General features: G+C 36.0%; 12 protein-coding genes. 6 read left to right on the top strand and 6 right to left on the bottom strand.

What is annotated here, in order from left to right:
* Nucleotides 1-19 precede the first annotated feature (19 nt).
* The 5 genes from BW946_RS00375 to BW946_RS00355 form a co-directional block, all read right to left on the bottom strand.
* Nucleotides 20-295 carry a hypothetical protein gene (locus BW946_RS00375; protein ID WP_076594278.1) on the bottom strand — a complete coding sequence of 92 codons (276 nt, stop codon included), beginning with the start codon at nt 293-295 and terminating at the stop codon, nt 20-22.
* Between the two features lie 200 nt (nt 296-495).
* The gene (locus BW946_RS00370) at nt 496-948 is read right to left on the bottom strand and encodes an adenylyltransferase/cytidyltransferase family protein (protein ID WP_076594277.1); all 453 of its coding nucleotides are present in this window, start codon (nt 946-948) and stop codon (nt 496-498) included.
* 144 nt (nt 949-1,092) lie between these two features.
* Nucleotides 1,093-2,115, bottom strand: coding sequence for a UDP-glucose 4-epimerase GalE (galE, locus tag BW946_RS00365; RefSeq protein WP_076594276.1), 1,023 nt, complete (start codon nt 2,113-2,115; stop codon nt 1,093-1,095).
* Between the two features lie 19 nt (nt 2,116-2,134).
* Nucleotides 2,135-2,545, bottom strand: a complete 411-nt coding sequence (locus BW946_RS00360; RefSeq protein WP_076594275.1) for a hypothetical protein — start codon at nt 2,543-2,545, stop codon at nt 2,135-2,137.
* Entirely contained in the window at nt 2,546-3,670 is a 1,125-nt protein-coding gene (locus BW946_RS00355; RefSeq protein WP_076594274.1) for a DegT/DnrJ/EryC1/StrS family aminotransferase, read from the bottom strand.
* An 89-nt stretch (nt 3,671-3,759) separates the two neighbouring features.
* On the opposite strand from BW946_RS00355, the gene BW946_RS00350 reads away from it, so the two are divergent.
* On the top strand, nt 3,760-5,361 hold the full coding sequence (locus BW946_RS00350; RefSeq protein ID WP_076594273.1) for a S8/S53 family peptidase: 1,602 nt from the start codon (nt 3,760-3,762) through the stop codon (nt 5,359-5,361).
* Between the two features lie 209 nt (nt 5,362-5,570).
* Here the strand turns inward: BW946_RS00350 and BW946_RS00345 are convergent, their stop codons facing one another.
* The gene (locus BW946_RS00345; RefSeq protein WP_076594272.1) at nt 5,571-8,105 is read right to left on the bottom strand and encodes a phosphoenolpyruvate carboxylase; all 2,535 of its coding nucleotides are present in this window, start codon (nt 8,103-8,105) and stop codon (nt 5,571-5,573) included.
* A gap of 110 nt (nt 8,106-8,215) precedes the next feature.
* On the opposite strand from BW946_RS00345, the gene BW946_RS00340 reads away from it, so the two are divergent.
* The 5 genes from BW946_RS00340 (at nt 8,216) to BW946_RS00320 (ending at nt 12,146) form a co-directional block, all read left to right on the top strand.
* Complete coding sequence (locus BW946_RS00340; RefSeq protein WP_076594271.1) at nt 8,216-8,620, top strand: hypothetical protein; 405 nt, start codon at nt 8,216-8,218, stop codon at nt 8,618-8,620.
* 37 nt (nt 8,621-8,657) lie between these two features.
* Entirely contained in the window at nt 8,658-9,263 is a 606-nt protein-coding gene (locus BW946_RS00335; RefSeq protein ID WP_076594270.1) for a hypothetical protein, read from the top strand.
* Between the two features lie 228 nt (nt 9,264-9,491).
* Nucleotides 9,492-10,655, top strand: a complete 1,164-nt coding sequence (locus tag BW946_RS00330; protein ID WP_076594269.1) for an iron-containing alcohol dehydrogenase — start codon at nt 9,492-9,494, stop codon at nt 10,653-10,655.
* 306 nt (nt 10,656-10,961) lie between these two features.
* A complete protein-coding gene (locus tag BW946_RS00325; protein WP_076594268.1) occupies nt 10,962-11,423 on the top strand; it encodes a lipocalin-like domain-containing protein in 462 nt (153 codons plus the stop codon).
* A gap of 66 nt (nt 11,424-11,489) precedes the next feature.
* Nucleotides 11,490-12,146, top strand: coding sequence for a GDSL-type esterase/lipase family protein (locus BW946_RS00320; protein WP_076594267.1), 657 nt, complete (start codon nt 11,490-11,492; stop codon nt 12,144-12,146).
* Nucleotides 12,147-12,209: the final 63 nt, after the last annotated feature.

The following is a 12,209-nucleotide window of genomic DNA, read 5'->3' as shown; positions in this document are numbered from 1 at the left end:
GTACAATATTAGATTTTAATTAAAGTTCATATCCAGTTGGTTCCATACCAAAAGTAGCTTTCATTTTCGTGCTACATTTCTGTTGGGCTGCTCCACAACTAGTGAAAAGATTTCCTGCTGACATAGTGTAAGTTATACTTGATCCGTTGCTATTGCTAACGGTAACGCTACAACTTACAGTACAAGTAGCTTTTTTATTTGTTTTTTTTACTTTTTTGGCTGGTTGATTAGTACCTGCAAAAGCTAAACCTGCCCCCAATGTCATACATAACATGGTTAAAATTGTTTTTTTCATGGTTTTTTTAGTTTTTAATTAATTAACGCTCAAAAAGAGTAAAAAATTATCAAATAAAAAAGTAAAATACCTTTTTTTTTATTATGTTAAGTATCACGCACTAACAATCTAATAGTATTTAATTCTGATTTTCAGCGTTTTAAAAGACCAATATGAATAAAAAAAATCTTCATTACATTGAATAAAGATTTTATTTTTTTCTATTTTACAGGTTCTGCTTTGGCATCTTTTTCTTTTTCAGCTTCGTAGATTCTCCTTCTCAGGTCACTGGTGGAAAACCGATGGTCTCTTTTGTTGTAAAAGATCTCAATTCCTTTTTCCTCACAGTATTTTTTACCTGTAAAGTCTCTGTCCATATAATCATCTCCAATAATTCTTACATCAATCACAAATGATTTAAGAATATCCAAAAGGTCTTCTTCTGTGTAATAAGGAATAATCTCATCCACAGCATTCACTGCTTTCAGTTGAATATATCTTTCAACAATAGTCTGGCTTGGCTTATTTTTGTTTGGACGATCGTGAGACGGATCGATTTGAAGTCCAACAATTAAATAGTCACACACGGTTTTAGCTTCTTCAAGCATTTTGATGTGACCTGCATGCAATAAGTCAAATGACGAAAATGTAATACCTATTCTCTGTGTCTTCATATTAATGTTAAATTAAAGCTTCGCTGAAATACATGTTTCTTAAAAAGATAAAACACTTAATTTTCAAGGAAGATGTTTGTAATTTGTTTTATGATCGTTTAAATTATTATTTCATGTGACGTCAGTATTTCTCAACACTTAAGTCTATGAATTTCTGGTTTTCAGATATTTCTGCCATTCCCAAACTGTTCTTAGAGCTTCTTCAAGCGAAGTTTCAGACTTCCAGTGGAGCTCTTTTCCGGCTTTATCTGGATTAGCATACGCAATAGTAATATCTCCCTCTCTTCTGGCACATATCTGATAAGGCACTTCTACATGATTGGCTTTTTCAAATGCTTTTACCACTTCCAGTACAGATGAACCCTTTCCTGTTCCCAGATTGTAGATATCTATCACAGCATCCGATGAAGGATCATCAATGAGTTTCTTTAGTGCTGCAACGTGTGCTTTTGCAAGGTCAACAACATAGATATAATCACGAACGGCAGTTCCGTCCTCTGTAGGGTAATCATCTCCCCAAATATTTAATTTTTCTCTTATTCCTGAAGCTGTTTGCATCACATAAGGTACTAAATTATTAGGAATTCCTATAGGCAATTCTCCCAGCTTTCCGGATGGATGTGCCCCGATTGGATTAAAATACCTTAATAGCGATATTTTACTGTGATAGGCTTTTGCAAAATCAATCAGAATCTGTTCTCCCATTTGTTTTGTTTTCCCGTATACACTTTCAGGCGTTTTCAACGGAGTATTTTCATCTATCGGCATTACATCTGCCTGTCCGTACACGGTACACGATGAGCTGAAAATAAAATTGGAGATCTTTCTTGTTTTAAATTCCTGAAGAATATTAATCAAAGAAAACAAATTATTCTCATAATAGTCTACAGGAATGATCTGGCTTTCTCCTACCGCTTTAGAGGCTGCAAAATTGATACAACCATCAATGTGGTGCGCATCAAAAACCTGAGTAAGAAGTTCTTTTCTTCTTAAATCGAAAGGATAAAAAACAGGTTTCTTACCAGTAATTTCCTCAATGTTTTTTAAAATAAACCTTTCCGTATTGGATAAATCGTCTATAATAACCACTTCAAAGCCGTTATTAAGAAGTTCTACAACAGTGTGAGAACCAATATATCCAAGGCCGCCGGTAACAAGTATTGCCATTTTTATTTTTTAATCTTTGTTAATCTTGATGTTTTCCTATGTTTTCTATTTCATTCGCTCCCGCATATTTTTTCACTTTAAATACATTGACAATCAGTAAATTCAATATGAGTATAATTAGGAATTTAAAAATAAAATTTTCCAAAATATTATATCCATTTAAAAATCCAAATAATAAAGGGTAACCTAAAACAATTATAGATAAAAATAAACTAAGATTTAGGAACAAAATAGCTTTATCATATTTTTCTACAAGATTGACAAATGCAAACGAATTAATAACAAGCGAAATAGCAATAAACAATGTTTTAAACAGGTTAAAATCATTAAATATTTCAAATACGGAAAATGCAGATATTATAAAAAGTAGTAAGCTGGTTATTACCGCTAAATAGTATACCAGCCTATATTTAAATATCTTTTTTTTCATTTATTTCATAAACTCAAGGACTGCATCCGTAATATATTTCAGCTGCTCTTCGTCTAATTCTGTATGCATCGGTAAAGAAATTACCTGATCCAAAAGCTTATCAGTATTCACAAAATCTGCAGCATCACTTTCCTGGAAGTATGCTTTTTGTTTTCTCAACGCCACAGGATAGTAAATCATTGCAGGAATATCTTTTTCCGATAAAAACATCTGAAGCTCATTACGTTTTCCATTCAGAATTCTTAATGTATACTGGTGGAATACATGAGTAGAGTTCTCGGCTCTTTTGGGAGTCAGGATGTTTGGATTTCCTCCAAATGCTTCATCATAAAAATCTGCTGCTTTTCTTCTTGCCTCGTTATAAGAATCAAGGTGAGGAAGTTTTTTTCTTAAAACCGCTGCCTGAATGCTGTCCAAACGTGAGTTTACCCCTACCTCATCATGGTAATATCTCTCGTACATTCCGTGGTTTACAATTCCTCTTAAACGGTGAGCTAATTCATCATTATTGGTAAAAATAGCCCCTCCGTCTCCGTAGCATCCCAGGTTTTTTGAAGGGAAGAAAGAAGTGGTTCCCACAGTAGACATTGTTCCTGCCTGTTTTACCGTTCCATCGGAAAATGTATATTCTGAACCGATTGCCTGGGCATTATCTTCAATAACATATAAATTGTGCTCTTCAGCAATTTTTAAAATTTCTTCCATATTGGCACACTGTCCGAAAATATGTACCGGAATAATCGCTTTTGTTCTGGGCGTAATTGCTTTTTTAATCTGTTCAGTAGAAATTGTGAATGTATCATAATCTACATCTACCAGTACAGACTTTAATTTAAGCAGATGAATTACCTCCACTGTTGCAGCAAAAGTAAAATCAGCCGTGATAATTTCGTCTCCTTCTTTCAGATCCAACCCCATCAGGGCAATCTGTAATGCATCTGTACCATTGGCACACGGAATCACATGTTTTACGTCTAGATAAGACTCCAATTCATTCTGGAAAGACTTTACTTCAGGACCGTTAATAAATGCCGCAGAATCCATTACATTCAAAACTGCATTGTCTACATCATTCTTTATTTTGTAATACTGACTTTGCAAATCAACCATCTGAATTTTTTTCATATACTAAAATATTTCTGTAAAAATAAGGAATTTAAAATCCTATCAAAAATTTTATTGATTTTGTTTTTATCTTTATACAAATAAATTTTATGAAAAAACTTTTACTCTTTTGTTTCCTAACAGGTTACCTAACCGTTTCTGCACAAACGGAGCTTGTTTTTGTTTACTTTACGGATAAGCCTAATAAAGCTGCTTTTTATGCCAATCCGCTGTCAGAGCTCAGCCAGAAATCACTCAACAGACGTACAATGCTGGGAATACCGCTTAATGATCAGGATGCTCCTATTGAACAGTCTTACCTTCAGAATCTTCAAAATTTGGGATTTGTTGTTAAGGATTACTCAAAATGGCTTAATGGAGCAGCTGTAAATGCCACTCCGGCGCAAAAAACGTTATTACAGGCCCAATCTTATGTTTCCTCTGTTGAAAGTTTTGCCAGAAACACTTCTACTACCGTGAAAACATCATCAGGAAAATGGAAAGACGATGCCAGTATCAATAAAACACTTACCAACTTCAATTATGGATCAGGGGCAGGACAAATAGACCAGGTGAATATCCGGCCGCTTCATCTGGCAGGTTATACGGGAACAGGAGTTTCCATAGCGGTAATTGATGCAGGATTCCCAACTGTGAATACAGGAGCTGCCTTTACAAGATTATGGACGAATAATCATATCAAAGCTTCTTATGATTTTGTTACCAAAACCGCAGATATTTATAATACGGCTCTCAGTACTCATGGTTCCGTTGTGTTAGGTGTTATTGGCGGATATCTTCAAAACGTTTTTGCAGGAGCTGCACCTGATGCTGATTTTTACCTTTACCGCAGTGAAAATGCTACCGTAGAGATTCCCGAAGAAGAGCTATACTGGATTGAGGCGGCTGAGGAAGCAGACAGAAAAGGAGTTGAAATCATTACTTCATCATTGGGTTACAATATTTTTGACGAAAGCCGATACAATTATACGTATGCCAATATGGATGGCAATACCTCCTTTATTGCCCGCGGAGCAGGCATTGCTGCTGAAAAAGGTATTTTTGTTCTTGCCGCTGCCGGTAACTCGGGACAACAGCCGTGGCATTACCTTATGACACCCGCTGATAATGCTAAAGTATTTTCTATCGGATCTGTAGATTCTGCCGGAAATGCTTCAGGGTTTTCTTCTTTCGGGCCTAATGCTCTCGGAGTGGTAAAGCCGGACGGAAGTACTCAGGGAACCGGTACGACAACCGTTTATGATAATGCTACCTTAATTGTGAATGGAACTTCAATTGCGACTCCCATTGCTGCCGGCGGTGTTGCATGTCTTATCCAGGCGTTTCCAGCGATGAACAGAGAGCAGATGAGAACAAAGCTGAGACAAACGGCATCACTTTATCCTGCACATTCCGATCAGATGGGATTTGGAATCCTTAATTTCGGAAGCTTATACAATCTTGTTCTGAATACATCTGAAATTGTAAAAAAAGAAACGTATTCTATCTTCCCGAATCCTGCAAAAAACATTCTTAATGTAGCATCAGACCAAGAAGTTCAGTCCCTGGAAATATATGATAATCTGGGAAGATTAATCAGAAAAAGTAGTAATCAAAAATCAATAAAAGTGGAAGATTTCCCCAAAGGGACTTATTATCTGAAAATTCAGACGAAGGATAAGGTTTTCTACGAAAAATTCTTAAAGGAATAATTATTTGTCTCCTGCACATCCAACAGATTGAACAGATTCTATATTCTATTTGATCTGTTGAATGTGTGAAAACTATTTTTTCTCAAACTGCATATCCTATGTTTTGGCTGAAGCCGGAGGATTGGTTAATAAAAAAAGAATGGGCATCCTTCGACTACGCTCAGGATTATAACCCATTCCTATTGATATCCTATTACTTTCGTAATAACTTATGCAGAATTCCTACTGGCATTAATATTTCCGAATAATGAACGCGTCACCAGCTTTTCGTAAGCTTCTTTGTTCCCTTCTCCTTTCTGAATTTTCATCAAAGCATACTGCTGGATACTTAACAGCGGAAGCACAATCTTCTCACGGATCTTCACAGATTTTCTGGATAAAGGATCTTCTTCCTGAAGCATTTTAAATCCTGTCAGCTCCAGCATAATATCTCTTGAAAGCTCGTATTCATCGAAAAGAATATTCCAGAATGCTCCAAATTTCGGGTTATTTTTAATATAATAAGTCAATGGGAAGTAAGACTTGTTCATACTCATCATGGAGTTCAAAACTAAAGTTTTAAAGAAATCCGAACCTTTGTACAGTTCTCTTACCTCTTCAAATCTGCCCTGCTCTTTCATCTTTTGCATTGCATATCCAAAACCGAAAAATCCCGGGACATTCTGTTTTAATTGTGACCATGAGCCTACAAACGGGATGGCTCTCAGATCTTCAAATTTAAGCTCGCTTCCGTTTCCTCTTTTTGAAGGGCGGCTTCCGATATTCGTTTTTCCGTAATATTCAAGCGTACTCATTTCCTGAAGGTAAGGCACAAACATGGGATGCGCTTTCAGATCCGAATATTTTTTATAGCTGATATCTGCAAGCTCTATAATCAAAGCTCTTTCCTTTTCTGTAAGTTCTTTTTTTGAATTTTTAAATACATCATTTTCAACACCTGCTGTCAGAAGCTGTTCAAAGTTGTATTTTGCCTGCTCCTTGTTTCCGAAAATACTGGTAATCGTCTGCCCCTGAATGGTTAATTCAATCTTATTATTGGCAATCGTTTTTCCCTGGGAAGCATAGAAATCGTGGGTTTTTCCACCTCCTCTTGCCGGCGGGCCTCCCCTGCCATCAAAGAAAACAACTTTAATATTATTCTGTTCCGAAAGTTTTGTGAGTACTTCTTTGGCTTTATAGATTTCCCAGTTGGCTTTTAAATATCCTCCGTCTTTGGTTCCATCTGAGAATCCAAGCATAATCGTCTGCTGGTTTCCTCTTTTCTCAAGATGCTTTTTGTAGACTGGATTATGATACAGCTCATTCATTACATTTTCTGCATTGGCAAGCCCTTCCATGGTTTCAAAAAGCGGAACAATATCCATATTGATCTCTTCATCTTTATAACCGCAGATTTTAAAGAAGGCATATACGTTCATCACGTCTTTTACGGCATCAGAATTGGAAATAATATAGCGGTTCATGCCTCGCAGTCCATTCAGATTCTGAATTTCTGAAACCTGAGAAACCGTTAACAAAGTATCTTTTACAATGTCTTCGAAATCATCTGCATTTATTTTTTCAGAAATCTGAATCAGCTTATTGAATTTCTTCTCGTAATCAGCCTCTTCATTTCCATATACTTTTGCATACACCTCATCAATAACTTTCTGGTGAATTCTGCTGTCCTGACGGATATCCAAGGTTGCAAAGTGAGTACCGAAGATCATCACACGGTCTCTGAAATTAATCAAAAGATCTAAAAACAAAGAGTTATGTTCGTTGATCAGTATTTTTTCTGCTTCGGCTGCTTTCTTTAAAATATCTTCTGCTTTAATGTCTTTTCCATCAAAAATGGCAGCATACAGCTCTTCGCTTAATTGGGTTAACACTTCGGAAACGCCTCTGAAACTCAATCTTCTCCTGATAAATTTTAAGTGGCTGTAGTATGATTTCAGAATAGCAGAACGAAGTTCTTCCGCTACTCTTTTCGTTACCTCTGCTGTTACAAAAGGATTTCCGTCTCTGTCACCTCCCGGCCAGAAACCAAGCTGGATAATATCTTCATGAAGGTGAAAATGACCGTTCCCGAAAGTCTTTTTGATCTTCGTAAACAGTTCGCCAATGGTATCATAATATACATATCTCAGATAAGAAATAATACTCAGCGCCTCATCTATTGGAGTCGGTTTTTCTTTGTTGACAAAAGGAGTTTTCCCCAGCTGCTGCAGAAGAGTATCAATCTGAGTCACCGAATCATGGGTAATAGCCCCTCTCAAATCCTGAATAATTCTCTGTACCGAACTTGGATAAAACTGAGTAGGATGCGCAGTAAATACAACCTTAACGCTGAAATCTTTCAATTTCTCGCGTACTTTTTCAATTTTATGATCCTGAAAAGAACGTTCAAAGAGGTTGGTCACCGTTCCATTATCACTTTCTGAATGAAGATTAGGAAATGCTGCATCTTCAATACTGTCAAACAAAACAACCTGTCTTTCTATATACTGGATGATCTTGAAAAGCAGTTCAAGTTTCTGCTCTTCGTTCTGAAGATCGGTATGGTTTTTAAAAAATTCTTCGACGATATTTTCAGGAGTTTTTCCTGCTTCATAGCCAGTTCTGCTTTCTTCATAGAGAAACGGAAGCAGCATTCCGATATTCGTCATTTTATCATAAGGCAGGCTCATAAATAATGAATTGTAGATCTGGAACTTATTTTCCACGATCTGCCTGAATTTTTCTGCGCGTTGGTCATGTATCATAGTAACAAATGTAAGCGATTTTAAAATTAATTTAATTGACAAATGACAAAAATTGAGGGCAAAATGCAAAAAAATAATAGTAAATTTACTCTATACATCATCTGTAATCCATGAAAAAAATATTGACTTTCTTACTCATTACCCTTCTATTCATCTCTTGTGAAAAAGATTGTTACAATGCACCATTACCCATCATTTTTGAGTTCGTCAATTCCAATAATGAAAATCTTATCACCAATGGAACATTAACAACTTATTCTATTCAGGATGAAAATAATGCCAGTGTGCAATTATCCAAAACATCCGATAATAGAATCCTTTTAGAAAACGTAGGTGCTTATAATGGAACAAAAAAGTATAAATTCTTTTCTAATATTAAAGACCTGGATTTTTCAATTCAGTCATCAGAATTTAATGGAGGTTGTGATGGCTATCAAATCAATAAATTAACGTTTACAGGTATAGATATTGATGTAACTGCTGAAAAAGGATATTATAAAATTGTATTGGAATAATTCTCTTTCTTAAATTTGTACAGACAACACATTCTCTATGAAAGTAATCATCGCATTTTCCCTGATTCTCTCTAATCTGCTTTACAGCCAGATCAAGGTTTCCGATGATTATAAAAAAATTCCTGATATCCTTGATACCGCAGAATACCTCTATCCTTTCATAGTTCCTGATAAAGATTATGCTTACTGGCGCGTTCTCAGCAATGATATGGATTATGAAAAAGCAGTTATCTACGAAAGCCAGGCTCCTGATTTTATGACGATCAATGAACCTGTTCCTGAAAGAGGTTTTTTCCAGAAATGCATCGGGAACAATTGTTTTTCATACATTCTTGCGTGTAAAAATGAAAAGTCTGTTTATTTTTCCAGTGAACAGCAGCTGAGAGATTTTATAGGAACTGTTGATAATCTTCCTGAAGCGATTTTACTGGCCAAAACGTATGGTTATTCGGTAGATACAAGCAACCGTTTTACCGGAGCTTATAAAATGGACAACCGTCATTTTTCTATGTATCTTATGCAGTCTAAGGGCTGTCCGGCTGTGAAAGAGTCTTTTTTAGTTACAATCAACAGAAGAACCGGAAAGCTGGAAGCGAAAAGGAATGGAGTATATGCGAAAGATGAAAACTGTACTTCTCTGTAACCGCTTTTTTGGAAAATAGTAAGCTTTTTAGGCTGATAAAGGGAATTAAGGGAAGATACTTTATTGTTAGAACTCATCTATTTTGGATTTGAAAAGTTATCATCTAAAAACAAAAGGGCTGCTTGCCTCAATAGCTTTCATAAAACTGAATGATAGCAATTTTAAAATTTTATTAACTCACTTTTCTTTTTTCATTCCGTAAATTTGACTTAAAATAAATTTAGAACAATGCTTAATTTCGAGTTTAAAAATCCTACAAAAATACTTTTTGGAAAAGGCGAAATCGCTAAAATCTCCAAAGAAATCCCCAAAGACGCGAGAATATTAATGATTTACGGCGGTGGAAGCATCAAAAACAATGGTGTTTACGATCAGGTAAAAGAGGCGTTGAAAGACCATGATTTATATGAATTTGGTGGAGTTCCTGCCAATCCTGAATATGAAATTCTGATCAATGCCCTAAGCTTTATCAAAGAAAAAAACATCACTTACCTTCTTGCTGTAGGGGGCGGATCTGTAATTGACGGCACAAAATTTCTTTCTGCAGCAGCCAATTATGATGGTGAACCGTGGGAGATCCTGAGAAAGTCGGTAAGAACATTTGAAGGACAGGGAATGCCTTTCGGAAGTATTTTAACACTGCCTGCAACAGGTTCGGAAATGAATTCAGGTTACGTTATTTCCAGAAGAGAAACCAATGAGAAATTATCTTCAGGAGGACCCGGGCTTTTCCCGCAGTTTTCTGTACTGGATCCGGAAGTGATCAGATCTATTCCGAAAAATCAAATCGTGAACGGAATCACAGATGCCTATACTCACGTTTTGGAGCAATATATGACGGCTCCTTCTTCTGCGGACCTTCAGGAAAGAATTGCAGAAAGCATTCTGATCAGTCTACAGGAAACCGCTCCTAAAGTACTGGCTGATGATTTCAACTATGATGCTGCCGGAAACTTTATGTGGTGCTGTACAATGGCTTTGAACGGACTGATCCAGAAAGGAGTGATTACAGACTGGGCAGTACATGCTATGGGACACGAGCTGACAGCATATTTCGGCATTGATCATGCAAGAACCCTGGCAATTATTGCACCTTCTCATTACCGTTACAATTTCGAAGATAAAAAAGGAAAACTGGCTCAGTACGCTGAAAGAGTCTGGGGAATCAAAGAAGGAACTGTAGAAGAGAAAGCTGAACTGGGTATTAAAAAACTGGAAGAATTCTTCCACAGTCTTCACATCAAAACCAGACTTTCCGAATATACAGAGGACTTTAAAGGAACTGCTGAAAAAGTTGAAAAAGCTTTTACGGATAGAAACTGGCTTGGCCTTGGAGAATATAAAAAACTGACTCCGCAGGACGCGTATAAGATTGTAGAAATGAGCTACTAGGAATTTAAAGTTTAAGGTTTAAAATTCTAAGTTTAAGGTTTAGTATTTTACATTCTGACTGAAGCCGGAGTGGCTTTTAATTGTATAGGAAGCGGGCTTTTGTCCGCTTCTTTTGATGTTAGATAGAGGGACAATATCTTTTGTCTTTAAATCATTTTTTTATTTTTAAAAGCAATTTATCTGCTTGAAAATACTGATTTCATTCTCAAAATTATTTAATTTACAAACATTCGTTTAAAAATTCACTATTTCATTACAGATATTTCAAATTTATTTATATTTTAGCATATTATTAAATTTGTGAAAATGAAAAAACAGCTACTTTTATTTGCCTTTTCTGCCCTGGCGCTTACTTCTTGTAAAGATGACAATCTTGAAGCTTATGATATGGAAATCATGAAGGGAGACTGGAAGGAAGTTAAAAGAGAAATTATTTCCGGAAAAGATAATAAAACAGTGCTTCAAATGTATCCAAACACCGGATGTGCAACCAAAAATACTCTTTTCTTCAGAACAGATTATTATGTGAGCTATACAGCGTATACAGGAACAGGTGCAGACTGTCAAATGGATCAGAAAAGTGAGGGAAGATACACTTATGATGCTGACTCAAAAGTTATTGGAATTAAACTTGATGATGAGGGTACGGTCAATTACAGAATAGATGTATTGACAGGCAAAAATTTAAAAATGGCTCAGCAGTCAGGACTATTTGATATGGACGGAGATAAAATTCCCGACATTCCTTATATTACCTACGAAAGATAAATTATAAACTCCCGTTAATCGGGAGTTTTTTTATTACTTTTATAGTTAAATTTAAAACTGAATATAATGAAGAAGATTCTATCAGCATTTTTATTGCTGTATTTTGCTATTGCCTTTTCTCAGGAGAAAAAACCCATGTTCTGGCAAGACATCCAGGAGTTTAAAAAGCTTGACCAGCAAAATCCGCCTCAAAAGGATGCTATCCTTTTTCTGGGAAGCTCATCATTCACAAAATGGACGGATGTAGCAGATTATTTCCCGGGTAAAACTATTATCAACAGAGGGTTTGGAGGATCAAGACTTACGGATCTTAATGATTTTGCGAATGACCTTTTAGCTCCTTATCAGCCCAAACAGATCATTATTTACTGTGGCGAAAATGATTTTGCAGATAATCACCAGCTAAAAGCCAAAGTGGTCGTTAACCGATTCAAAAGCTTTTACAGAAAAATACGTGAGAGATTTCCTGATATTGAAATAGATTATATCTCGATCAAATATTCGCCAAGCAGAGAAGTGATCTGGCCTCAAATAAAAATAGCCAACAAAAAGATCGCTGCTTTTATGAAAAAAGAACCCAATGCTGAATTCATTGATGTTACAAAAGCAATGGAAGATGCTGACGGAAACGTAAGAAAAGATATTTTTGTGGAAGATATGCTTCACTTTAAGCCGGAAGGATATAACATCTGGGCTAAGGTGATCACTCCTTATCTGAAATAAAAAATAAGCTGGATTTTCAGGATGAGGACTTGCTTTAAAATAAAAAACGATTCCCGTATCAGG

Source organism: Chryseobacterium sp. RU33C, assembly GCF_900156015.1.
Lineage (GTDB): Bacteria > Bacteroidota > Bacteroidia > Flavobacteriales > Weeksellaceae > Chryseobacterium > Chryseobacterium candidae.
Note: the sequence above shows the minus strand (reverse complement) of the source record. Positions and strands in the feature narration are given on the sequence as shown.

What these genes read in the sequence shown, in the direction of transcription:
- BW946_RS00325 (WP_076594268.1), top strand. Translation starts at nt 10,962, where the DNA reads ATGAAAAAACAGCTACTTTTATTTGCCTTTTCTGCCCTGGCGCTTACT.
- BW946_RS00340 (WP_076594271.1), top strand. Translation starts at nt 8,216, where the DNA reads ATGAAAAAAATATTGACTTTCTTACTCATTACCCTTCTATTCATCTCT.
- BW946_RS00335 (WP_076594270.1), top strand. Translation starts at nt 8,658, where the DNA reads ATGAAAGTAATCATCGCATTTTCCCTGATTCTCTCTAATCTGCTTTAC.
- BW946_RS00355 (WP_076594274.1), bottom strand. Translation starts at nt 3,670, where the DNA reads ATGAAAAAAATTCAGATGGTTGATTTGCAAAGTCAGTATTACAAAATA.
- BW946_RS00360 (WP_076594275.1), bottom strand. Translation starts at nt 2,545, where the DNA reads ATGAAAAAAAAGATATTTAAATATAGGCTGGTATACTATTTAGCGGTA.
- BW946_RS00370 (WP_076594277.1), bottom strand. Translation starts at nt 948, where the DNA reads ATGAAGACACAGAGAATAGGTATTACATTTTCGTCATTTGACTTATTG.
- BW946_RS00350 (WP_076594273.1), top strand. Translation starts at nt 3,760, where the DNA reads ATGAAAAAACTTTTACTCTTTTGTTTCCTAACAGGTTACCTAACCGTT.
- BW946_RS00375 (WP_076594278.1), bottom strand. Translation starts at nt 295, where the DNA reads ATGAAAAAAACAATTTTAACCATGTTATGTATGACATTGGGGGCAGGT.
- BW946_RS00330 (WP_076594269.1), top strand. Translation starts at nt 9,492, where the DNA reads ATGCTTAATTTCGAGTTTAAAAATCCTACAAAAATACTTTTTGGAAAA.
- BW946_RS00320 (WP_076594267.1), top strand. Translation starts at nt 11,490, where the DNA reads ATGAAGAAGATTCTATCAGCATTTTTATTGCTGTATTTTGCTATTGCC.
- BW946_RS00345 (WP_076594272.1), bottom strand. Translation starts at nt 8,105, where the DNA reads ATGATACATGACCAACGCGCAGAAAAATTCAGGCAGATCGTGGAAAAT.
- galE (WP_076594276.1), bottom strand. Translation starts at nt 2,115, where the DNA reads ATGGCAATACTTGTTACCGGCGGCCTTGGATATATTGGTTCTCACACT.